Origin of the sequence: Priestia sp. D3YE.R1 (genome assembly GCF_049199565.1) — a bacterium.
GTDB classification, from domain to species: Bacteria; Bacillota; Bacilli; order Bacillales; family Bacillaceae_H; genus Priestia; species Priestia aryabhattai.
This window is the reverse complement of record NZ_JBLTHW010000002.1, coordinates 518,136-543,535: the sequence shown is the minus strand read 5'-3', so window position 1 is coordinate 543,535 and position 25,400 is coordinate 518,136. Positions and strand designations below refer to the sequence as shown.

Annotated in this window: 20 protein-coding genes; all 20 read right to left on the bottom strand. The window is 36.6% G+C overall.

Annotated elements, in window-relative coordinates; genetic code table 11:
- Positions 1–7: 7 nt before the first annotated feature.
- Positions 8–2,698: an accessory Sec system protein Asp2 gene (locus tag ACOZIR_RS14945; RefSeq protein ID WP_328120806.1), complete on the bottom strand. Its 2,691-nt coding sequence runs from the start codon at positions 2,696–2,698 to the stop codon at positions 8–10.
- Between the two features lie 72 nt (positions 2,699–2,770).
- A complete protein-coding gene (locus ACOZIR_RS14940) occupies positions 2,771–3,772 on the bottom strand; it encodes a glycosyltransferase family 4 protein (RefSeq protein ID WP_328120804.1) in 1,002 nt (333 codons plus the stop codon).
- Positions 3,773–3,782: 10 nt separating this feature from the next.
- Positions 3,783–7,295: a CgeB family protein gene (locus ACOZIR_RS14935; RefSeq protein WP_421535702.1), complete on the bottom strand. Its 3,513-nt coding sequence runs from the start codon at positions 7,293–7,295 to the stop codon at positions 3,783–3,785.
- On the bottom strand, positions 7,295–7,552 hold the full coding sequence (locus tag ACOZIR_RS14930; RefSeq protein WP_043979847.1) for a hypothetical protein: 258 nt from the start codon (positions 7,550–7,552) through the stop codon (positions 7,295–7,297). Before ACOZIR_RS14930 ends, ACOZIR_RS14935 begins: the two co-directional genes overlap by 1 nt.
- 23 nt (positions 7,553–7,575) lie before the next feature.
- Positions 7,576–8,862, bottom strand: coding sequence for a glycosyltransferase (locus tag ACOZIR_RS14925; RefSeq protein ID WP_237894123.1), 1,287 nt, complete (start codon positions 8,860–8,862; stop codon positions 7,576–7,578).
- The gene (locus ACOZIR_RS14920) at positions 8,856–10,109 is read right to left on the bottom strand and encodes a glycosyltransferase family 4 protein (protein ID WP_328120800.1); all 1,254 of its coding nucleotides are present in this window, start codon (positions 10,107–10,109) and stop codon (positions 8,856–8,858) included. Before ACOZIR_RS14920 ends, ACOZIR_RS14925 begins: the two co-directional genes overlap by 7 nt.
- A gap of 58 nt (positions 10,110–10,167) precedes the next feature.
- On the bottom strand, positions 10,168–11,049 hold the full coding sequence (gene galU, locus ACOZIR_RS14915; protein WP_045293121.1) for a UTP--glucose-1-phosphate uridylyltransferase GalU: 882 nt from the start codon (positions 11,047–11,049) through the stop codon (positions 10,168–10,170).
- Between the two features lie 24 nt (positions 11,050–11,073).
- On the bottom strand, positions 11,074–12,198 hold the full coding sequence (wecB, locus tag ACOZIR_RS14910) for a non-hydrolyzing UDP-N-acetylglucosamine 2-epimerase (RefSeq protein WP_274155895.1): 1,125 nt from the start codon (positions 12,196–12,198) through the stop codon (positions 11,074–11,076).
- A gap of 60 nt (positions 12,199–12,258) precedes the next feature.
- Complete coding sequence (locus ACOZIR_RS14905; protein WP_170959563.1) at positions 12,259–12,411, bottom strand: hypothetical protein; 153 nt, start codon at positions 12,409–12,411, stop codon at positions 12,259–12,261.
- A 38-nt stretch (positions 12,412–12,449) separates the two neighbouring features.
- Positions 12,450–13,217: a tyrosine-protein phosphatase gene (locus ACOZIR_RS14900; RefSeq protein ID WP_421535701.1), complete on the bottom strand. Its 768-nt coding sequence runs from the start codon at positions 13,215–13,217 to the stop codon at positions 12,450–12,452.
- Positions 13,218–13,611: 394 nt separating this feature from the next.
- Positions 13,612–14,322: a CpsD/CapB family tyrosine-protein kinase gene (locus tag ACOZIR_RS14895; protein WP_421535700.1), complete on the bottom strand. Its 711-nt coding sequence runs from the start codon at positions 14,320–14,322 to the stop codon at positions 13,612–13,614.
- Complete coding sequence (locus ACOZIR_RS14890; protein ID WP_421535699.1) at positions 14,312–15,064, bottom strand: YveK family protein; 753 nt, start codon at positions 15,062–15,064, stop codon at positions 14,312–14,314. The genes ACOZIR_RS14895 and ACOZIR_RS14890 overlap by 11 nt, the downstream gene beginning before the upstream one ends.
- Before the next feature lie 203 nt (positions 15,065–15,267).
- Complete coding sequence (gene manA / locus ACOZIR_RS14885) at positions 15,268–16,278, bottom strand: mannose-6-phosphate isomerase, class I (RefSeq protein ID WP_421535698.1); 1,011 nt, start codon at positions 16,276–16,278, stop codon at positions 15,268–15,270.
- Between the two features lie 17 nt (positions 16,279–16,295).
- The gene (locus ACOZIR_RS14880; RefSeq protein WP_421535697.1) at positions 16,296–17,378 is read right to left on the bottom strand and encodes a glycosyltransferase; all 1,083 of its coding nucleotides are present in this window, start codon (positions 17,376–17,378) and stop codon (positions 16,296–16,298) included.
- Positions 17,379–17,445: 67 nt separating this feature from the next.
- On the bottom strand, positions 17,446–18,834 hold the full coding sequence (locus ACOZIR_RS14875) for a sugar phosphate nucleotidyltransferase (protein ID WP_421535696.1): 1,389 nt from the start codon (positions 18,832–18,834) through the stop codon (positions 17,446–17,448).
- Positions 18,835–18,960: 126 nt separating this feature from the next.
- Complete coding sequence (locus ACOZIR_RS14870) at positions 18,961–20,010, bottom strand: SDR family NAD(P)-dependent oxidoreductase (protein ID WP_421535695.1); 1,050 nt, start codon at positions 20,008–20,010, stop codon at positions 18,961–18,963.
- Entirely contained in the window at positions 19,991–21,352 is a 1,362-nt protein-coding gene (locus tag ACOZIR_RS14865; protein ID WP_421535694.1) for a UDP-glucose dehydrogenase family protein, read from the bottom strand. The genes ACOZIR_RS14870 and ACOZIR_RS14865 overlap by 20 nt, the downstream gene beginning before the upstream one ends.
- Positions 21,353–21,514: 162 nt before the next feature.
- Complete coding sequence (locus ACOZIR_RS14860; protein WP_421535693.1) at positions 21,515–22,993, bottom strand: lipopolysaccharide biosynthesis protein; 1,479 nt, start codon at positions 22,991–22,993, stop codon at positions 21,515–21,517.
- Positions 22,994–23,094: 101 nt separating this feature from the next.
- On the bottom strand, positions 23,095–24,291 hold the full coding sequence (locus ACOZIR_RS14855) for a glycosyltransferase (RefSeq protein WP_421535692.1): 1,197 nt from the start codon (positions 24,289–24,291) through the stop codon (positions 23,095–23,097).
- Positions 24,292–24,293: 2 nt separating this feature from the next.
- Positions 24,294–25,385: a glycosyltransferase gene (locus ACOZIR_RS14850; protein WP_421535691.1), complete on the bottom strand. Its 1,092-nt coding sequence runs from the start codon at positions 25,383–25,385 to the stop codon at positions 24,294–24,296.
- Between the last annotated feature and the right edge of the window lie 15 nt (positions 25,386–25,400).

The following is a 25,400-nucleotide window of genomic DNA, read 5'->3' as shown; positions in this document are numbered from 1 at the left end:
TAATGTTTTATATAAAGACACTATTTGTGTCTCTAACCGCTTTTTGTTTGTATTGATTTCTTACAAAAATTCTACATCTGTATTCGCCTTTAGCTCTTGGCTTATAGCGGAAAATTTCTTCGTCGATGTAAGAAGTTTTGTGAACGATTTTATCGTCTTTATAAATGTAATACGCGTACTCTAAATTGCCTTGACCTTCTGTGTCACATCTTACAATAAAGTAGCTCTCGTTATCTTTTAAAAGAGCTCTTTTAATTTTAAATGGCACATGTTCGACATACTGCACGTCTAAAATTTCGCTAATCGTTCGGCCAAGATACAGAGGAAAATAACCTTTTAAATCTTTATGATTTGCTCGATCTTCTAAATCTAGCGTTACTTTATATCCTCTGTCTTTTAGCTGATGATACAGCGGAAGAACATGACTTTTGTGATGATAATCCCACGTTCCTACATATAAACGGATGTCTGGTGCGCTATCCACGGGCTGATCTAGCAAGTTAAATAGAATTTGATTTAAGTATTCTTTGTTTACATTATCCGATCCCGAAATATACTCTGCAATGTTGACATGCTCTGCCTGATCAATCAAAAAGTCTCCTAATTTACTTTGAGGAGCACCGGCAATTACTTGTCCAAAATGATACTTAATTCCATAGTATAACGCCGCATAGCCGCCTTTAGACGAACCTACGGTCATGACATTTTTGTGCATAAAACCGTGCTTGGACATAATATATTGAATAAGCGAAGATACGCTTGTTTCAATCACATGATTTCTATTTTTGCCTAAGTAGTAAGAGCCTTGTTCACCAAAATCATCTAAAATGAACAGTTTGTTCGCTCCAACTTCATCTAACGTTTTCATATAATTATATACATAATGATATTTATTAGCTAAAGCAGAAAAGACAATAACCAATTTATCCTGTAATGTCTCGTCAGCTGCTGGAACAAAGTGATACTTCACGCCGTTCATAGATTGGTAATGTGACTCTAATTCAAATGGTCCTTGATCTCTTGCTGCGATTTTATAATTCGCTAAGCGGAACTCTGTCACTACTTCAACCGACTCTTTGCCGCTGCTGAAATCCAGCTCAAGCACAGTGGCAGGCTTTTTTGCTTCCATCTTAGGAAATACCCATCCTTGCACGTGCGGAACTGTTTGTTCACGCACAGCTCGTATATTCACATCTGTAGTAGATGTAATTTCAAGTTCAGCTACTTTGTTATTGTTTCTAAACAACTCAACAATTTGATCTCTTACGTGAACCTCTAAGTCTGGAGCCACATGCCAAAACAGCTTGTATTGATGAGTATCTTCTGAAGCGACTTGATCGCGTACAGTAATATGCTCAAGCTGTTTGTTATAGCGTACGTTACGTGTGTGAGTAACTCCGCTATAACGTTCATTCACTCCCGTTGCTTCCGAGTAGCCTTCCGTTAGCTGATAATCTTTTATATATACTTTTTCGTGCTGATGATCCACTCGAGGAAGACCTTGTCCATCCACGATTAGCGTATTGTGTCCAAATGAAGAATACGCATATTTCGTAAACTTATCTTTGTAATTATATCCATTCGGTCCAGCTTCTGTAATGATATCACCGTTTGAATAAATGTGCATATTTAAGTCATCACTGTGCTTATGGTAACTAGTATGATAAGCTGCGGAAAACAGTACGTACGTTTCCTTTTCTTTTCTTTCCCATCCGCTTCTGAAAATCGCATAACCAGAGTCTTTGAACACCGCATCTTTTTCTACAGGCATTCTCCCAGCTTTACCTTGATGTACTGCATATAGAAACTCTTCACTTTTGTACAAGCTTCGGTAGCTGCTGTTTACAACAGGCTTCGATTCTGTATCACAAAGAGGCGGGAACAGTCCGTCTGGTCGAATAATATAGGTTGCATATTTTTCTGTCTTTTTAAATAAATCAACAAAAAACTTTGCGTGGTTAGGGCTCACATCCTTCAGCCATACAACCAATTTATTTAAATAATTGGATACGAGAAAATGATAAGACGGCGAATGTTCCTTATGTACGCCTTCTTCTGTATACACATAGGTAAAGTAATCAACAAGACGCTTTAATGCAATATCACGATAACGATCCGACTCATTATCTGCTTCTTCAAAATACATTGCGTAAGCAAGCAAAGAAATATCTTGGAACATGCCGTGATTTGTATTTGTTGAATGGAAGTCATCTTGAGACAGTAAATTAGCCGTTTTGGCCATATTCTCTACGATAAGCTGTTCATCGGATGAAGCAAGCTTGTCCTTCGCTAAGATGTATAATCTCAGCCAATACTGCAAACGCATTGCCGTTGTCTCATCGTGAAAAGCCATTTCATTTGAACCATTAGGATAAGGATTTTTCTGAATCCAATCTTTGACTAAACCAACGGCTTTATCTTTGTACTGCTCTTCTTTTGTCTCTTCGTAAGCATCTGTCAAACACCCTAAAAAAGTATGACCATGAATCAAGCGTAAAAAACTTCTAGATTTATCTTCATTCCATAGAATTCCTTTTGGGTATCGAATGACCCCAAAAGGCGGAAGTGGATATTTATTACCCATAATGTTTTTAGCAGCTGCTAGCGGATCTTTATTCCGACTTTTCGGTAAGATTCTCATCAGCTTTTGAATTTTTTCTTCATCCAATGCCGTTAATGCTTTTTTTGTATTTATCATTCAGTCATTTCCCACTTTCTCATATGCGCGCTGTACGCATACAAACTATAAATTTCAAAAGGAACTTATAGATTAACTTAAAACAGGTTCCGCAACGTTCACAATTAACTCTTCCCATTGATTCGCTACTTTTTCAGCTCCAAAGTGCTGCTTTACATACTCTTTTAAAGAAGCTTGAAGCTCTGCATCTGTTTCTTTTGAGTTCAGTGCTAGAATACACGCTACTGCTTCCTCCACATCAGATAGAAGATACTCTTTCGGATAAATCGTATCACTGCCGTCCCAGTTGAGAATAATTGGATAAGCACCTGAAGCCATCCCTTCACTTGGTGAAAGGTGGAAGCTTTCAAAATCACTTGTTGATAGAATAATTCCTACCTTTGAAAGCCATTCAGAAATATCGCCGAACCCTTCAAAAATAACAGCGTCTTTCCATGGAGCTTTTTCGATACGATTAAAAATTGCTTCGTAATATTCACGCTCTTCTTCTTTATTCCACAGCCATGAATATTCCTGCGGCATTTTCCCTTTAACAAACAGCTTATAGCGATTATCTTGATGCCATAACTTATCTAGCATATCTACAGCCAAGTCTAGACGCTTTCGCTGCGGACAAATTCCAATAATGCCTAAATGATACTTAGCGTCTTCCGTTTTGGAGCCATCCACTTTTTCTGTATCTACTACGTTATAAATCATCGTCATCTTTTCACGCGGAAAATTAAACGTTCGATAAAACTCTTCATATACGTATGGAGAAATCGCGATAATTTTATCGATATTTTCCATGTTAAAACTATGAGGGTAAATCGTATCACGCTCTTGAAGATGCATGCGTACAATTAACTGCTGATGAGGCTTTTTATGATGAGAATACCACACTGCATTTCCAAGTCCCCATTCGCAAACAATAACGTCGGCCCATTCTAAGCAAGCTTGGCTCTGTTCTTCATCATGAGCATTATGGCCACTCCACTCGTCCGTTTTAATTTCAAACCCAGGACGGCTTGCCAAACGGTCCATAATGATACGTGCAAATTTTAAATCATGTCCTGCAAATAATATCTTTTTCATTTTTGTAACCTCACAGCTCTATTTTATTTACCATAGCAGTGATGTCGTCCTTGCTGCTATCTTCTAATTTCAAGTAATTAAATTTGTCATTACTAAAGAACTGCTTGCCGTATTTAGCATATGACGCAAGACTTTGATCTTGTTCAAAGAGATTAATTACTTGCTCAAGTGAAAGATTGCTGTATACATTTGTTTTAGCAACGGAGCTCTGTGACGATAACTCTCTTACAAACTCGTATTCTTGACCTGCATTTTTCTCTTCAAGCTTTCCGTTTTCCACACTGTAGTGAGTTGTTTTACCAATAAAGTCACTGTCCGTAAACGTTGTACTCAGCATTAAGTCTAGTAAATAATTTTGCCCATAATAGCTGTCTTGGCCAAAGTACGTTACATACTCACTTGAAATCCAGTCGCGAATGTTTAAGTAGTTGTGCATATAACTGCGAACAAACGTGTGAATGGTTTTTGTGTTGTACTTATTGTAAAGATCTAAATAGCCATCGAATGTATCTACTAGAATATATAATTGCTTATTTTCATAAGCTTGACGGTTAAATTGATCAACGATGTTCTCAAACTCTTGACGCGTATTAGCAATCGCGACTACCGTAACTGTCGGCAGTTCAAAAGCAAAGTTTAAGCCCACTTTCTCAATGATGTACTCTAGGCGATGCGTATACGTATGCTTAGTTAATACATCTCGAATACCCGTTAAAGCTTTTTCTTCGTAGTAACGTTCATCTTCTAACAGCTGCTTGAATTCTTCATGCAAACTCGTTGGATCTTCAGACATATAAACAAGATCACCGAAAATTTCTCCAATTCCCTGTGCATACGTACTAATAACAGGCGTTCCGCATGCTAATCCTTCATACACACGGCGAGAGAACATCGTAGGAGATTCTTTTACTGTATTTACGTTAATCATAACTTTGTAGCCTTTATAGGCTTTATCAATTTCGTAATACTTTAAGTTTCCTTTTACATAAGGAACAAAGCGATCCGGGAATTGATGGTTTGGCATAAGACCTTTTAAGTTTTGAATATAGTTTCGATCATAAATATCTAATCCCACTTTAGCCGCGGCATCTAATAATCGATCCATATCAATACATCTTTCTTCATGATGACGATAATAAGATCCAGCGAAACACGCTTTGTTTTCGCGTTCATCCACGATTTTAATCGGGTTATGAATAGCCGGCTGCGCAGCAAACGGCAGCGCAAATGCGTTTTGATGTCCAGCTCTTTCTTGGTAGTAAGGAACCATGTTTTCATCCGTTGTGAAAATATAATCAAATCGTCTAGCTGTTTCAATAAAACGATTAAAGTGAACAGGATCTTCCTTGTTCCAGAATACGGTTGGCACATTATGCTCTTTGCACCAAGCTAACAGTGAGTAAAGAGGCTTCATATTCTCTTCTCCGTAGTAACCAACACGCTTATTCCAAACGCCTCCGTTACCACGCCAAGCAGATTCAACCATTAACAGATCTGGCTGTTCTTTTGTCATAACCTCAAGCCAGTTATCCGGCGTCATTTTAATTAATTTACACTCATGTTCATAAGAAGCCGTCGTAAATTCGTCAAAAATAACCGCCATCTTCATTTCTTTGATCGGCTTTGGAGGAAGCATGTTAAATGCATCTACTTCTTGTTTGGCTACGTAATCTAATGACTGCTCTCGTTCAATGCTTTTCATTTCATTAATAGAAATCGTATGAACATCAAATTCACCTTTTCCAGAAACACGTAAAGCAATTCGGAACTGTGTAATGTCAGGATGAATTTGAACTTTTGTCATTGAGTTAAATTTTAGCTGCAGCACTTGAAGCTTTTCTTCATCTGAATATCCAATAAACATTGGAATCACAGCTACATCTTCATCTGCTTTCCCTTTTACAGTGAACTCATATTCAAATCCTTTTTGCATCGTCATGATATGGTGAGTCGGAAGCATTTTAAAACTGTTATTTGTTTCTTTATACGAAATATAGCTGTTTTTGCCAGCTTCAATATTTACTGAACCGCGCAGCCCTTTTTCTGATGCAGAAAGCTGTACTAATTTCTTCGCGCTTGCAAACCAATCTGAAGCTTGTAGCTCTAGCTGTGCACTGTTGGTAATTTCAATTGGCTTTTCTTGAATGTTAATCTGCAGTCCTTTAAAGAATCCGCTCTCCGTCACACGTATTAAAAACTCAACGTGTTCCGTATCTTTTTTGAAACGCAGTTCAGCTTTTTCATTTAGCTCAAGCTGATGGATTTCATTTTGCTTGTTGTTTTTATATCCTACAGCATATACAACTAACTCAATACCTTCGTACACTTCACCTGCTGGTGTAATCACATACGTAGAATTATGATCAACAGCTACTGAGATATTTTCACTTGTATTAAAGTGCTGAGCCGTTAAATGAATGAATTCCTGTCCTTTTAACTTCGATTGAAACAGCTGGTTCCAAGGATGATAAATGACACCGTTATTTGATTCTTGCCATCCTTTAAGAGAGTGTTCATTAAGAGCATACTTAACAGGTGCATCAACCGTCACTTTAGGAACGGTCACTTCAACATCATGAACCCACCAATAAGACACGTTGTTAATGATGATATCATCAAGCTTAAATTCACCTTTACCAGATACTCTCACTGCTAGACGAATAGCGTTATATTCTTCTTGGAAATGAATCAGCTTTTTATTGTTTAACTTTAATTCATCTGTTCCTACTTTTTTTCCGTCTAGGTAGAAAACAATAGCAAGACGTACATCAACAGCATTCTCTTTCTCGCCTTGGAAACAAACCGATAGTGTATCGTCATGAACAGCCACTGGACTTGCAGGCTGAGCAGAGAAAGCAGCATTTCCTTCTCTGTGCGTTACATACGCGAATTGCTTATCTTCAAAACTTACGTTGAACTTTTTGTTAAATGGATCATAGTATAGTTGATCGGACTTAGGCATGTACCACTGATTTTGTTCTAAAACAATATAATTTCCTTCTGTCAAAAGCTCGCTTTGATTCCAGAATCCTCGGTCATTAATTAACATACTCTCAATTTTAAATGTTCCCTGCCCTTTCACGCGCAGCGCTAAGCGGATAGAATCAGTAGATTGAGAGAACGGTATAATACCTTCACTGTTCATTTCAAATCTATGTATACCTACTTTTTGACGATTTTTATATTCAATAATGAATAACTCGACGGAGACACTTTCACTTTTTGTCCCTTTGAAGACAAGCGTTTGCTGACTAGAAAAGTCAAATGCAATATTCTCTTCTACAGGAGCTTGTTGAAAGTCGATATTCTGCTCGCGATAAGTTAGATACGTATAGTTGTTAGAATTCAAATCAACAGTAAAACTTCGGTCGTCTTCATTAAATGAAACAGCAGCTTGATGCTTTTTAAACCAGCCGCTATTCGCTTCGACTTCTGAAAACTCTAGGCTTGGAATGCGATGTGCTTTTGCCCAATCTCTTTTTTGCGTAATCGACTTCATACGCTTTTGAATATCACTGATCATTATCTATGCCCCTTTGTTGCTTTATTTGTACCCATTCGCTTTCGAACCGTCCAATACTTTAGCGTTAACTTTCCTAGAAAAGAACGGCTGATAGCCGCATATCTTTTTTCTAACATCGTATAACGCTTTTGCAAATCCTGGTACTCTTTTAATTCTTTTTCTCTTATGTTTAATTGTTCGATTAGTTCCGATTTAACCACTTGAAGTTCTTTTTCCAGAACTTCTACAGATACATGGCTATGGAGTTTGACACCCATACGCGTAAGTTCCTCCTTTTACGTTATATTGCTTGATAGACTTTCAAAAATTGAACTTGTTCACTTTCCCAGTTGTACTTGAACTTCGCTGTTTTACAGTTGTTGCTCATCGTTTCGCGCAGCATAGGATCTCGTAATAACTGATTAACAGCACTCGCAATCTCTTTGTAATCATGCGAATCTACACACAATCCAATATGCTCGCCTTCTACTACTTTTTTAATCTCTGGAAAGTCGCATGCTACCACCGGTACATCGCTCATAATGTATTCAAACAACTTATTTGAAGAAGCGGAATAGTGATTGAAGCACACATTATTTAATACTTGAAAACCTAAGTACGCATTTTTTGTATACTTCGGTAAGTCTTGCAGGGGTACTTTTGGAATAAACTTCACTTTATCTTCTAACTTCATTTCAGCTACCATACGCTCTAGCTCTGGCTTGATGCGTCCGTCTCCAATAAAAACTAACGTTCCTTCTTTAAATAACGGCGCCGCTTGAACAAGCTTTTCAAGACCTCGTCCCGTTTGAATGCCGCCTTGATACAGCAGAATTTTTTCATTTGCAGGAAGCCCTAAGCGTTCGTGCAAATTCGCTTGTTGCTGCTGCTTATTTTTTGGTCGAAACGGATAGTTATAGACAACGTTTGGATAGAAGCCATATAAATCTTCATTGTATTTTGCACGCGTATGATTTTCTACAATCATAGAGTCAATTTTATTAATAAAGAACGACTCCATTTTTGCGTATACGCCGCTGTCATAGCCCGTTCTACTCGTTTGCACCTCGTGAGAATCATAGACAAGATACTTACGCTTAAAGCGAAGCTTTGAACAGATAAACCCTTGAGGAAGCGTATTTAAATCATTCGAGTGATAAATCTCGTACTTCTTCTTCCTGCCTTTTAAAATCATCCTTAAGATAATGCTTCCTCTTACCCAGACTACTTGGAGCTTCGTTTTTAATAACAGCGCGGCTACAATTGTAACAGGAAGGACTGCATAAGGAGCTACGTACGCTGCTCCTAACCACAGCAAAAAAGCGATCAGAGCGAGCACTTTATATTTTAGAAGTGCGCGATACGCTTTTTTCATAAAAAGCAGCGAAGAAGGATATCGCTTGACGCGATGAACGTGAAAATGTTCATTTACTTCTTCATACTGTTTTAAATCCGGATTGCTCGGATCATGAATACAAATTAAATCAACGGCATAACCATTCTCTGATAAAGCCGTACATTCGCGCAGGACGCGCGCATCATTGGTAAAATGATTCCATACAAACATACAGACATTTTTTCTCATAATACTTCAACCTTATCCACTGATTCTGTCTGCTCCACATGCAGCGGCTCAGAACTTTTATTCTCAATCAAACGTATTAATACTTCAATATTTTTTTCCCAGAAGAAATGCTTTTTCACATAATTCAAGCTGTTGCGAGACATTTCACCTCTTTTAGAAGGGTGCTGATACAAATAGAGGATATGTCTGAGCATCTCATCTGCTGTATTCGTCTCTGATACAATTCCAGCTTCATGTGAAACAATCACGTCTTTTGCATAGCCAGAAACCGATGCGACAATAGGAATTCCACACGTCATATAATCAACGATCTTGCCAGGAAGAACCGTTTCAAATACTTGCTTGCCGTTCAACGTCACAATTCCAATATGATGCTCAGAAATAATATGTAAACATTCTTGACGAGTAGTTGGTTTAATGAAACGAACATTTGTTAACTTATGCTCTTTTGCAAAGCGCACAAACTCCTTCTTTTTAAACCCATATCCCATGACCGTCAATTCAATATTATACTCATTTAGCTCTTTTGCAAGGTCCATTAGAACCGTTACATCTTGCGCTAAACCAATATTGCCTGCATACATCACTTTAAATACATCGCTTCCAGATTCAATCATCGAAATTTCATTGCGGTTTGCAGCATTAGGCATAAAGTGAATTTTGTTTAACGGAATGGCATATTTCTCTGTCATAAAACGAATAAAGCCTTCACTGTTTACAATAATATGATCGGCTTTTACATAGAGAATTTTCTCTAGGCGGCTAAATACAGAGATGACGACAGGATAATTAAACACCCCTACCCCTTTTAACGATTCGGGCCATAAATCTCGAATGTCTAAAATAAGCGGCCTTCGGTAACGGTATTTGGCAAGCAGCCCGACGACAGCAATAAAAATAGGCGGAGATGTAACGAAAATCACATCGTACTTTTTTCGGTCGGTTAAAATGAATAGCATCATTTTAAAAGCAATTTCTAAATAATACATTAAACGGTTGATAATACTTCTAGAATACTTGCGATTTTTCACACCAATGCGCGTTACATCATTTTCTTCATCGATTGACTCATCATCCCAAAACTGTTCGTCATGATAGATCTTTTTATTTGGATATGTGGGCTCAGTCGTCAGTACATTTACGTCATAATTTTCATCTTTTAGTAGCTTATATATGTTTTTTATACGATTTCCTGCACTACCGATTTCAGGATAGAAATGTTGAGAAATCACAAGTACCCTTTTTGTCAAAGCAACTTCACTCCAATACAATTTCACTAGCTCGCCAAGCGAACTAGTGAAACATCAATTAAGCTTTTACGTTTTCTCTTTGTAATAGCTCATCCATAAATGTAAGTAAATCTTCACGTAGATCTTCATGCTGAAGAGCAAATTCTAGCGACGTTTGAATAAATCCAAGCTTTTCACCTACGTCGTAACGTTTGCCTTCAAAGTCGTAAGCAAATACGCGCTGAATTTCGTTAAGCTTTTGAATTGCATCTGTTAATTGGATCTCTCCACCTGCGCCTACTTCCTGCTGTTCTAAAAACTTAAAGATTTCAGGCGTGAAGATATAACGTCCCATAATAGCTAGATTAGAAGGTGCTGTTCCTAATGCTGGCTTTTCAACGAATGTATCCACTTGATAACGGCGGCCATTGCTTGAAATAGGATCTACAATTCCGTAACGGTTCGTTTCGTTTTCTGGAACCGTCTGCACACCGATCACTGAAGATAGCGTTTCGTCATACTGATTCATTAACTGACGCAAGCAAGGCGTTTCTGCTTGAACGATGTCGTCTCCTAACAGTACAGCAAACGGCTCATCACCAATAAATTTGCGCGCACACCAAACCGCGTGCCCTAACCCTTTTGGCTCTTTTTGACGGATGTAGTGAATTTCTACGTTCGCTGATTGACGCACTTTTTCCAGAAGTTCGAACTTTTCCTTTTCTACAAGGTTTTGTTCTAGTTCAGGAGCATTATCGAAATGATCTTCAATCGCACGTTTTCCTTTACCCGTTACGATAATAATATCTTCAATACCAGATTCAATTGCTTCTTCAATAATGTACTGAATAGTCGGTTTGTCTACAATTGGAAGCATTTCCTTTGGCATTGCTTTTGTGGCTGGTAAGAAACGTGTACCTAATCCCGCAGCTGGAATAATTGCTTTTTTTACTTTTGACATGATTAAACTTCCCCCATCTACTAATTACTTATTTTGAGCGCTGAAATATTCGCTAATTGCATCGGCAATACGTTTTGAAGCAAGACCATCACCATATGGATTTGACGCTTTAGACATACGCGCATATTCTTCTTCATTTGTTAAAAGCTCTTTAGCAAGTGAATAAATGGTTTCTTCTTCCACACCTGCAAGCTTTAATGTGCCTGCTTCAATTCCTTCAGGACGTTCGGTTGTATCACGCAGAACTAATACCGGTACACCTAATGAAGGAGCTTCTTCTTGCACGCCGCCTGAATCCGTTAAAATGATATGAGCACGTGAAGCGAAATTATGGAAGTCCACTACTTCTAGAGGTTCAATTAATTGAATGCGAGGATCATTTCCTAGCACTTCGTCCGCTAATTCACGAACAACAGGATTTAAATGTACAGGGTAGACTACTTGTACGTCATCATGTTCCTCTACAATTCGTTTGATCGCACGGAACATATTACGCATTGGTTCACCAAGGTTTTCACGGCGGTGAGCGGTTAACAGAATTAAACGGTCGTCGCCTACACGATCTAATACCGGATGAGAATATTCTTCTAACACGGTTGTTTTTAGTGCATCGATTGCCGTGTTTCCTGTAATAAATAACGTTTCTTCTTTTTTGTTTTCTTGCAGCAAGTTATGCGCAGATTTTGTAGTAGGAGCAAAATGAAGGTCCGCTAATACACCTGTTAACTGGCGATTCATTTCTTCCGGGTACGGAGAGTATTTATTCCATGTACGAAGACCCGCTTCTACATGACCTACTTTGATTTGATTATAAAAAGCCGCAAGGCCTGCGATGAAGGTTGTTGTTGTATCGCCGTGCACCAGTACGATATCAGGCTGAACTTCTTTCATGACTTGATCTAGTCCTTGAAGTCCGCGTGTTGTGACATCCATAAGCGTTTGGCGGTCTTTCATAATGTTCAAGTCGTGATCTGGTGTAATATCAAATACACGCAGTACTTGATCTAACATTTCACGATGCTGAGCTGTTACCGTCACGATAGATTCAAATTCTTCTGAACGTTTATTTAATTCTAATACAAGGGGAGCCATTTTAATGGCTTCTGGACGTGTTCCAAAAATCGTCATTACTTTAATACGCTGTTGCAATGCAGTCACCTAGTTTCATTAAATTATGTATAAAAGCACTAGTATTTTTAATAGAAAATACTAGTCTCTTTTTTTATAAAGTTCTTGTTCTTTCTGCTGAATGGCATGTGCTAAATGTTTCTTTAAAATCAGCAGCTGATCGTAAGATGCATCTTGGTAAATATACCGCACAGCCTTTTTTACACTCTTAGGTAAATGATCAAATTCTTTCATGATTCCTATACTGCTCAATAGCTTCTACCCTCTAGGCATTAAAAAATACCTAGAAACTTTTTCCGCATAATTTTTTCTGGAGATTCTTTGTAGCACTGTGTTCCGTCTACAACGCATTGAGCGTTTTCTAGAAACATATAATAATAATCTCTTCCATGCTCCTCCTCAATTACATCGATCGCCGCTTGCATATGAAAAGAGCGATGTTGAAGGTTATGGGCGTCTGAGGAAACAAAATGCACGAGGTTGGCGTCTATTAACTGGTGAGAAAATTTCTTTATCTTCTTTCCAAAGTGTCCAACCAAGCTAGAAGCTGTAACTTGAGCTAATGCTCCTTTATTAATAAAGTTATAGAGAAGATCAGGGTCTTCTAACAACCGACTGTTTCGTTCTGGATGGACGATAATAGGGATGATTCCCTGTGATTGAATATCAAACAGCAGCCGCTCCGCATATCGAGGGACTTGACTCGAAGGAAATTCAACAAACAAGTATTTTCCCGTATTGTTTAAAGTGAGTATTTTGTCTTGATGATAGTCGTCTAAGAGTTCACCGTAAATACGGTTTTCTTGACCAGGTAAAATGGTTAATGGCACTCCTTCACGAACTAATAAACTATTTAATTGTTCAACACTCTGTAAAATAGCTTCTTTTTCATTGAGATATCTGCCATTCTGATGATGAGGCGTAGCAACAATAGCCGTAATGCCTTCTGATACCGCTCGTTTTGCCATTTCAATACTCATCTCACTACTTGCAGAACCATCATCGACATTAGGCAAAATATGACAATGTAAGTCAATCATCTACCCTCACCCCTATCCTTCTTAAGACCTAATAAAAGCAATACTTATGTTAGCATATTATAACATGTATTTCTATGTCTTTTTTTGTCGAAACATCTGCAAACCAACGCCCTGTAAATATTTAAGAATAGTCTGAATACATCTATTCATTTCATTCGAACTACTAAACAAGCCCTAAAATGTGCTGTTCATCGAGAAAAACCTACTTTTTAGCTATCCTGTCAATACATAAATAAATGGAAAAAATTTCACTAATTCTTTATAAATACTTCAACTATGAAAAATCTCATATTTTAAACTTTCTATAACAATAGTCATAATTTCTTATGTGTTTCTTCTATAAAAATACGCCAAAAAGCCTCCCCGCTAGCAAAAGCTAGCGGGGAGGCTTTGATTAATTGCTGCCATAATAATAATAGTAGTTTCCTTCTTCTACTTTGCGGTTATTTAATACAACTCCAAGCAGCTTACCTTGCGCATTACTTAACAGCTCTTTCGATTTTAACGCAGCGTCTTTCTCTGTTTTACCGCTGCTTACAACTAAAATCGTGCCGTCTACTTGATTCGCTAAAATCTGCGCATCGGCCACCGCTAAAATCGGAGGCGTATCAAAAATAACCATATCGAACTGTTCCTTCATTTCTTTTAACAACTCAACCATCTGAGCAGATGCTAACAGTTCAGATGGATTTGGCGGAATAGGACCGCTTGTTAGAACAGAAAGATGAGGAATTTCTGACTCTTGAACCGCTTGCGCTAACGTAGATTGACGTGTCAATACATTCGTAAGACCAATGTGGTTTTCTAATCGAAACGTGTAATGACCCGTTGGTTTACGTAAATCAGCGTCAATCAGTAATACGTTTAACCCTTGCTGCGCATAAACCGTTGCTAGATTAGAAGTGGTTGTAGACTTTCCTTCTTCAGCACCGCTTGATGTGACAACTATCGTCTTAATCTCTTGATCAACGTTTGAGAACTGAATATTGGTACGAATCGTACGGTACTGTTCAGCTACAGGATCTTTTGGACTATTATGAGCAAGCAAACGTCTTTTTAACGTTAGCATTTTATCATTTTTTTGAGCTTTGTTTTTACGAGCCATACGTCTCACCTCTTTGCGGTACACGAGCAGCTACATCTGGTCGCGATACGTTTGTTGGCTTAGGTACATCTTTAATGTTCGTCACAATTCCAATCACAGGAAGATCTAGAATATTTTCAATATCTTGCTCGGTCTTTAACGTGTTGTCTAAGTATTCAAGTAAGAATGACAACCCGATACCTACCATCAAACCAACTACGACCGCAATCGCAATATTTAAAAGAGGCTGAGGCTTAACCGGACTTGCACTTTCGCCAAGCGTTGCTTTTGACAGCACGCTCACATTATCCACATTCATAATCTTAGGCACTTCTTTTTTGAAAACCGAAGCCGTTGTATTCGCAATATCAGTCGCACGCTTCGCACTTGTATCTTGTACGACAATCTGTGCTACCTGCGAGTCCTGTGCGTTTGTCACTTGAATTTGACCGCTTAGGGATTGAGCGGACGTATCAAGCTTTAGCTCTTTAATCACTTTATCTAAGATAGCCGGACTTTTAATAATATCATTGTACGTGTTAATCAGCTGTACGTTCGTTTGAACGGTTTGCGTATTGTACAATTGCTGATCATTTTTCGCTTGATTGACTAAAATTTGTGTCTTTGATTCGTACACAGGCGTTAGCACAAAAAAGCTAATCACTCCACTTACGGTTGCAGCGATAATTGTAATCAGTACAATAAGCCAAAGACGCTTACGAAGCACTGCAAACAACTCTCGCAAACTAATTGTCTCTTCCATAGTTGACCTCCGAACTTAGTAACTTCTAAAAATTCAATATACTGTTCATTATAGTTGACAAAAGATTCTTTTACTATATTCTTTTGTAAATTAAATGACATATTGACAGTTCTTATTTTTTCTTTCTATCTTTATATCGGCATAGCATGTAAAATATTTATACCATTTATGATAAATGGCCTATTATGTTCTTACACGGTCCGTTAGATTTTTGCCATAGCTCCAGCAACATTTGCAGCTTCGTATATACGTTTAACATTCTCATTTGGATGAGAAGCAATAACTTCGAGCTTGCCTGTCAAAGTGAATGATTGAATCGAATTTGGCAAAATAAAATGGTCTCCTTTTTGCAACGGAAACTCTCCTTCTTCTGTCCAAAGCGTTCCGTTTCCTTCAATGACACTTCCTAACGTAAAATGCTGCGTTTGAACTAACTCAAGCGAAGACTGTATGTCCCATTTATAGACAGAAAAATAATCTTCTTCTAAAAAAGTAGTGATGGTGCCGCCTTTTTCTTGAATACTAATAGGTTCTATATGCGATGCGATATGAGGAATGGTTGTCACGTCAATCGCTTTTTCTAAGTGAAGTTCTCGCAGCTTTCCTTCTTGTCCGAGGCGATTATAGTCATACACACGATACGTTGTATCTGAACTTTGCTGCGTTTCAAGAACGAGAGTTCCTTCACAAAGAGCATGCAGCGTACCGCTTGGAACATAGAAAAAATCACCGGGCTTGATTTTTACACGCTGCAATAAATCATTCCAGTGACCTTCGTTTACTAACTGCATAAATTCTTCTTTACTTTGTGCACGGTGACCAAAAATCATCGTCGCATCTTCTTTACAGTCTAGGATATACCAACATTCTGTTTTCCCGAGCTCACCATTTTCGAACTCCTGTGCATACTCATCACCTGGATGCACTTGAATGGATAAATCGTCATTAGCATCTAAAATTTTTGTTAAAAGGGGGAATCTTGGGCTGTTAAAATGCCCAAATATCTCTGGATGCTCATCCCAAAGCTCACCTAGCGTTTTGCCGGCATAATAACCTTCTCGAACTGTATTCGGACCGTTTGGATGAGCTGAAATCGCCCAGCACTCGCCCGTTTGAGCAGAAGGTATACGATACCCGTACTGACTCTCCAACTCCGTTCCACCCCAGATACGTTCTTGAAATAGAGGCGCTAAAAAAATAGGTGCTTTTTTCATCGTTTTGAATGAACTCCTTACTTACTGTTTATTTTTTTATTGATTTCTTCGGCGATATGCATCACTTCATTTTTATAGCGATTGATTTGCTGCCGCCTGCATGTTTCAATGAGTAAAGGAGTCACTACTAAGCTTTCTAACTCCTTCCACTCTATCAGGTCGCATAGCTGATGATGAACTAAATAATCAATCGTATGACGATCTTCTTTCATGCTGCTGCGATTTGTAATCAACAGCGGCACACCAGCGCAAACCGCTTCACTAATCGTCCCCCAGCCTGCTTTTGTTAAAACAAGATCAGCTGCCGCTACATAGTGCTGCGTTTCTGTTTCATCTTGAGGAATTTTATAAACATTGGAATGAGTAACATCAACATTCGATGAAACGATAAACTTGCAGTTTGGACTTTGCCAAATTGGCAAGTCGGACAACGTTTCAATATCTACTTTCATCCCCAGACCGAAGTAGATGATATGACTCTCGCCCACAGGGTCAATCTCTTTACGAATACGCTGTACTTCAGCATCGTTTATCTCTCTTGAATAAAAACCAAAGCTTTGATTTTCTTTGATACCCCAATGTGGCTCATCACTGCATGCTAGCGAAAACTGATACGTCATCTGCTGATAACGTTTTTCTAAAAATTCCAGCGATAGCTCTCCAATTAATCCTTCGTATGCTGTAAACCAAGTGAAATTTGATATTCCTAAAGAAGGCAAGTTTAATAGATAGGCACCTGCGATCCCTAACGGAGAAATATCTGAAATCACAAATGAAACGTTGGCTACTTCCATAAAGCGCTTTTCATACATAAGTTTTGTATGAAAACTTGATACATAAGAAGCAACTTTATGATTCAACAAATCAGCATCTGGTTCTAGAGAATTTTCTTTTAGTACGTAGCCAACATCCGTTAAAATCTCTCGAAACCTCACACGACGTTCATATTTAAAAGATTGTCTAAGAAACTCAATCGCAAATGAATGACAAATAATGATTTCTATCTCTTCATTTTGCTTTAATAATTCACGAATAATGGCCGTGCTTCTAGTCGCATGACCATATCCGTAGTCTGAAATATAATAGGCAATTGTTTTCAACCAGAAGCACCTCCCTATTAATTACATAAAAAAATAGAAGCTTTGACTGTATCTAAGCTTCTATCCCTTATAAAATCACCTGTGGTCTTGAAGATTGGAATTGTTTAATCACATCGTTCCATTCATAGATAAGGCGAATACTATCTTCATTTGAAATGACTTTTCCCGTTTGGACTTCAATAAATTCAAGGTCAGTTAACGCATGAATTCCGTGCTTTTTACCAGCCGGCAAGTGAATAATATCCCCTGCTTTCACGCGGCGAATATAGTCATCAAGCGCAAGCTCTCCTTCTCCACGTACAATCGTCCATACTTCATCACGTAAATTATGATAATGATACGTCGAGTTCTTTCCTTTCGAAATATGAATACGTTTTGTCACCATTTCAGTTTCTTCATCATACTTCGCATAATCTAACACGCGTGACCACCCCCAAAGACGTTCTTCATACATTGGAGGGTAGTTCCAATCGCCAATAATTTCTTTAATTTTAGGACTAGATGCTTTATCCGCAACTAAAATTCCGTCTGGACTAGCGGCAACAACTACATCTTTCACGCCTAACACCGTAACTGGAATATCTAATTCATTTACTAAATGCGTATTAGCTGAATCATCCGTTAATACACCTTTTCCAATTTGAGATGTCGCCATTTCTTCGGTTAACGTATTCCACGTACCAAGATCTTTCCAGTACCCATCATATGGAAGCGCGACAATATGACTTGACTTCTCTACCACTTCATAATCAAAACTAATTTTAGGCAAGGTTGCATATTCTTTATGAAGCGTTTCAAATTGAAGCGGCAAATTCTTCTCTTGTAGTATTTGAAGCAAATAACCCAAACGAAACGCAAAAACGCCGCAGTTCCAAAGCGCACGCTGATTAATTAAGTCAACAGCTGCTTCTTCACTCGGCTTTTCTGTAAAACAATCCACTGTAAAATAACTGTCCCCTTGTACCTTTCCTTCCGGCACGATATATCCGTATTTAGATGAAGGATACGTAGGTGTAACACCCATTAACGCTAAATCCGCTTTTGAATCACGAAGCACACTTTCTAAATCTTTTACCCGTTCAAAAAATCCGTCTTCCACATAAGGATCTACCGGCAGTACCACAACGATTTCATCTTCAGCTGCTTGCTCCTCAGAATGAAGATATGAAGCAGCTAAAGCAATCGCTGGAAACGTATCCCGGCGCTCAGGCTCGATAATTAACGGAATGTCGGTTCCGACCTGGCTTCTGATCATATCACGCTGAAGCTTAGACGTCGCAATGACTGTTGATTCATTTAACCCAACCGTTTCAATTTGAGTCCAGACGCGCTGAACCATTGACTCTTTCTGTCCATCCCGTCCTTCTAATACCTTTAAAAACTGCTTCGAACGCGTATCATTTGATAACGGCCATAGACGCTTACCAGATCCACCGGATAACAATACAAGTTTCATTCATTTCCCTCCAATAAAAAAAGACCCAGCTATTTGCAGGTCTTAATATCTATTTTGAACGTCTTCAATTTTCTGCTTATATTTTATAAAACAACAATTATAAGGTTAGGAATTTTTAGAAGATTTTTATTTATTATTTAAAATAGTATTTTTATTATAATATTGTATATACCAATCTGAGAATTTTTGTAGACCTTCTTTTATACTAGTTTTAGGTTTAAATCCAATTGCTTTCTCTAACATTTTTGTTGAAGCATAGGTAGCCGGAACATCCCCAGGTTTAATCGGTTCAAATAATTTCGTGAATGAAACTCTTTTTCCTAAAGAGTTACTTAAACATTCCTCTAACGTTTCTATAAAATTCATTAATTTTTCAGGGCTATTGTTACCAATATTAAATACTTCATGATTGTTACTTCCTTCTAAAACTGGAGAATTATTAATTAATAACTCAATTCCCTCTATAATATCATCCACGTAAGTAAAATCTCGATAGAGATCATTGTTAAAATCACCGTTATTAAATATCTGAATGGGCTCATCAGAAAAATATTTCTGAGTAAAATTAAAATACGCCATATCTGGACGTCCTAAAGGACCGTATACTGTAAAGAAACGGAGACCCGTTGCAGGAATTTTATAAAGGTGACTATAGGTATGGGCCATTAACTCATTTGATTTTTTTGTTGCAGCATAAAGCGAAACAGGATTATCCACCATATCAGTTTCTTCAAATGGTACTTTTTTGTTAGCTCCATAGACAGAACTAGAGGAAGCATATACTAGATGATCTACAGGGTTATATCTACAAGCTTCAAGAATATTATAAAAACCAATAATATTACTCTCAATATAAGCATCTGGATTCTCTATAGAATACCTTACTCCAGCTTGAGCAGCTAAGTTTACTACAATATTAGGACTATACGTTTTAAAAATATCATTTACCATGTTTTTATCTGAAATATCGCCTTTAATAAAAGTAAAATTTTCGTATGGTTCTAATAGTTCTAAACGAGTATTTTTTAAATTTACATCGTAGTAGTCATTCATATTATCAACGCCAATTACTCGACAACCTTGTTCTAAAAGTTTGTTAGATAAGTAATATCCAATGAATCCTGCTGCACCAGTTATTAAATAAGTTTTACTACAATCAAGAGTTTTGAAATTCAATTTTTTTTACCCCTTTTCTTATTGAAAATTTTCTACCTATAGAGTGGTACTCTACTCCCATTTCCTGCATATTCTCTACGTTATATATATTTCTTCCATCATAAATTAGAGGTGTTCGCATTAATTTTTTATAAATTTCAGGTGATACTTCTTTTATTTCCTTCCATTCAGTAAAAATAAAACACACATTTGCCTGATCTAAAGCATGCTCTATACTATCCACATAAGTCATACTCCCGTTTCTTAGCTTGCCTTCTGGATATAGTTTAGAGAAATTTTCCGCTCCTACAGGATCATATGCATAAATTTCTGCTCCTTGTTCAAGTAACAATGGTATATTTTCAATGGATGCAGCTTCTCTTAAATCATCTGTTCCAGGTTTAAATGTTAATCCTAGTACAGCTACTTTCAAATTATTAAATGTAATAAGCCTTTTACTAGCCTTTTTAAACAGTTTAGTTTTTTGATCTCTATTTACTTCAATAGCAGCTTTAACAGTTTTTAGTTCGTACCCTTGCTGCTTAGCAATATATTCTAAAGCTTTTGTATCTTTAGGAAAGCATGATCCTCCGTAACCAATACCCGCATTTAAAAACTTACTACCAATACGTTCATCGAAGCTCATTCCTTTAGCAACGTCTTGAATATCTGCTCCCACTAGCTCACAAAGATTAGCAATGTCGTTCATATAAGATATTTTCAGAGCTAAGAAATCATTGGAAGCATACTTAATCATTTCTGCTGACCGTCTATTTACTGAAACAATAGGTAAATTAAAAGGTTCATATACATCTGTAAGTATTTTTTCAGCCCATTTACTTTCTGTTCCTATGATAATTCTGTCTGCATGCAATGTATCATGCACAGCAGAACCTTGTGCCAAGAATTCTGGGTTAGATGCAACTTCAACATGAACATCGTTTACTAAAAAGTCTTGAATGAATTGTTCAACTTTATCATTTGTACCAACCGGCACTGTGGATTTGACTACTACTAAGCAGCTCTTTTCTATTGATTCAGCAATTTGCCTTGCAACTGTTGAAATATATGAAAGGTTTGCCGAACCATCTGATTGCTCTGGTGTGCCTACACCAATAAATATTACGTCCGCCTCTTTATAGGCGGATACAAAGTCGGTAGTATAGTCTATTCGACCAGCTACGTAATTTTTTTGCATTAATTTTTCTAAACCTTTTTCGTAAATTGGAGAAACTCCAGATTTTAGCATACTAACTTTATTTTCATCAATATCAACACAAGTTACCTGATGTCCTACTTCAGCGAAACATACACCTGCAACCAAACCAACATACCCAGTTCCTGCTACTGCTATATTGTACATATTCTCTCATTCCTCTATTCTTATAAAATATTCTAAAACACAAAATCCGCTAACAATGATAGGGATTCTTATACAAATCATCTATTTAGTCAAATAATAAAAATCCGATAAGTTCTAGACTTATCAACATACATGAAAATCCAGAATGAACTTATAAGATAACTATATTGATCTTTCTAGTGAGTTAGAAATACGTTTCTTCTTTATTATTTTAGAAAATATATCCAAAAGATACATAAAACTATCGATTTTAAAGATATAGGAAGTACCGATGTATATTAGGCCTCCACATACAATTTGTAAAATTAATATACTGATGTTTGAGAGAGAAATCCATGAAATAGTATAGATAGTTCCTCCCATAATAACTGAAATTAGTAAAGGAGGTGCCATATCACGAAATTGATCTAACATTGAGTAATTAATTAACTTTTTATTTGGTATCATATTAATCAACATCGAAATACCAGCAAAGATAGCATTTGATAACGCAATCGCTTGTACACTTATATTCATACTTACTACTAACATTAAAATACCGATTATTTTTTTAAAAATTTCTAAATTCATTAATAAATCACTTCTCCCAAGAGCCTTGATTACTTGCCAGTTAGATGTTTGCATAGGCTGGAACAACCAATAAATACAACAAATCTGTAAAAATGGAACCACAAACAACCATTTCTCGGTAAGTAAAACTAAAACTAAGGAATGTGAAATACACATTAATCCTATCATTAGAGGAAAAGTTAGGTACGCTGTAGTTTTCATTGCTCGCCTTGTTAAAATTTTCAAACGGGTAGAATCTTCATTTACTTCTGCCATTGCAGGAAATATAACTTTTCCAATAGATGTATTGATATTGGTAATGATAAGACTAGGAATCTGATTACCCCGATTATAATAAGCTAAATCTGCCATTGTATATGCCTTACCAATCACCAAACTTCTTAACTCATTATAGAAGCTGTTAATAAAGTTAGCTACTAATAATTTCCAACCAAATCCCATAAGTTCTTTAGCTGATTTTAAAGAGAACAACAGCTTGGGGCGCCATCTTACAATAAAAAATAAGACTACAGTAATAACCACTGTATTAATTAAATACTGAGCTACTAACGCCCACACGCCAAAGCCAGAATACGCCATAACAATTCCAATAATTCCCGAAAGAACCGTACCACTCAAAGTTGAAAAAAAGAATTTCTTAAACATCATTTTTTTTGCAACATATGCGTATTGGATAGAATTTATAGATGAAACTGGTATTACTAATGCAAGTATCCTTAATACCCATACTAATTGAAGATTTTCGTAAAACCCAGCTATGTAAGGAGCTGAAAGAAATAGAATCAAGTATAAAAAAATAGAAAGTATAAAACTACAATAGAAAATAGTAGAAAAATCTATTTCATTAGTATTCTTTTTTTGAATTAATGATTCTCCTATTCCATTTGATACTAAAACGTTTGCTAAATTAATAAACACAAGAACTAAAACCACTATACCGTATTCGCTTGGCATGAGAAGCCTTGCTAAAATAATTGATAAAGCAAACGAAATACTTTGGGCAAGTATTCTTTCAACGAACGTCCAAAATAATCCGGATACAATTTTATTTTTAAGATTTTTTTCCTTCATATTAAACCCCTGTCGATGTTATGCCCTCTTGAGTCAATCATTTTAACTGCTCAATTCCCGCATATCCATACCTCACAATTTTCATATAAATAGGAGCTAATTTAGCTAGCCCCTTCTTCTCTACACTTCTCTATAAATGTAATAATTTTCTCTGCCCATATACCATAATAAAATTTCTCTTCAGCAGTTCTTCTAGCATTCTCTCTCATCTTAATTCTCATTTCCGGAGGTAATTGGATAGCACGCCTTAACGCTTGTACACCAACCTCTGCTGTACATCCATCAAAGATTAAACTATCCACTCCGTCTTCCAAATAAATTTCTGTATAATCTCCAACATGGGATACCAAAGGAACAACTCCATAGCACATAAGTTCAGGAACTTTACTAGGAAAGTTTGCAGCGGTTGTTTGATTACTTTCTCTTGCTATAAATAAATAATCCATCTGTTTCATTAATTCAACTAATTGATCATATTCAAGCCATGGATGAATTGTGAGAACAGAACTTAACTCCTCTAACATTCCAGCTTGATCTCCTAGATATTTAAGAAGTTTTTCTTTTTTCACTCCCGTCAAATGAAAATGCACATTGTTTTTTTCTTGGTCAGTAAGCAATAAAAAGGACTTTAACATAGTATGAAATGAATCCTTATTAAAGGCAGCACCAGAATAAATGAAATTAATTTTTTTATCACTTTTATCTATTTCAAAAGAATATTCGTAAGGATTTGACATAATAGGAAGCAATAATGTACGACAACCTTTATTTTTATAGAAATCCTCAAGATATCGACTGATTGGAAAAACACTTTTTGTTTTAGAAATAGAATGTTTGAATGAATAACAGTATCGCCAATATAACAATTTACTTTCAAACTCACTTTTTCTATGATGTTCAGTAATGCACATAGAAGCCATGGTTCCTTGTTGTTCTGCATACTTCCAGACTCTATCTATGGTGAAACAATTCGATGTATAAAATATAATATAATCATCTGATGATAAATCTAGCTTTTTGAGTATACTTACTATCTGCGTACCACTATAAAAATTCGCATCGATAAATCTTTTAATTTTATATCTAGAAACTTCTTTCTTTAAAGGGAAATTATAGTATTCAATGCCTTTATATATCCTTGTATTGTTATCGAAAACCGCTTCGTTGCTTTTCCCTTCCCCAATTACTATAGGGTTATATCCTCCAGCAATCAGAGCTAACGCTAAGTATTCAATATAATTTGCTGTTGCTCCACCACGAGGAAATGACACTTCAGAACAAATAAATACTCGTTTCAACTTCATCCCTTCCCTCTCATTGCTTGGTGTATAGTTTCATCCCAAAGTCTATAAATATTCTCTTCAGAATATTTTTCAGATACTAATTGAGCTTTATTACCAATCTTTTTACGTAGCTCACTATCCTGAGCTAGTTGAACTACCTTTTCTATAAACTCTTTCTGACTATTCATTTCAATTAAAAAACCATTTTCATTATTACTAATAATATCTTGTAATCCATCATGACATCTTAAAGCAACAACAGGTAAACCTACTGCCATAGCCTCTGATAATGAATTAGGAAAACCTTCTTGAAGAGATGTCATTACATATATATCTGATTGTGCTAAAGCCTCATGAATATCTGTTGTATACCCAGCTAAATTAATATACGGGTGTAGCCCCATATCGTTAATTTGTTTTCTTAATTCTTCTTGTTTTTCTCCACGCCCATAGATTGTAAGCTTAGCTTCTGGAACCTGTTGAATTATTTTCCCAAATGATTCTATTAACCATTTAAAGTTTTTCTGTTCCACTAATCTACCCACTGAGACTATATTGATGTTATGGTTATTCTTAACTTCATGTCTGTCTCTAGGACTCACTATGGGATTAGGTATTATTCGAGTTTTATTTTTAAAATAACCCTTGTAAAAATTTGAAAAGATAGAACATTGAACTGCGATTATATCTACCCGTTTATAAGCAACTTTTCTTAAAAAATCCCATGGAAACTTCGGTTTTAAGACCAATGTATTATTTCTTTCTGAAACAATAATTGGAATATCAATCTTCCAATTAGCTAAACTGGTTAATGTATTGACATTATCCAAAAACGAAATAATAAGGTCTGGATTTTCTTTTTTTAGATATGACCTTACGTTTTTAATTTGATAAAAAATCCGCATAAACGAATTTAATTTGCGGTTAGGCATTAACTTCGGTAACTCTATGATATTAATATTAGAAAGGTCATACCGCGATGAGACATCTATACCATCATATAGGAGCAAATCCACCTCATGTCCTTGTTGCTGATAATGTAATGCAAGTACTTGAATTACATTACTAGCTCCACCACTAATACAATTTACTGCAAATAATATTTTCATTTTTAAACCTCTAAT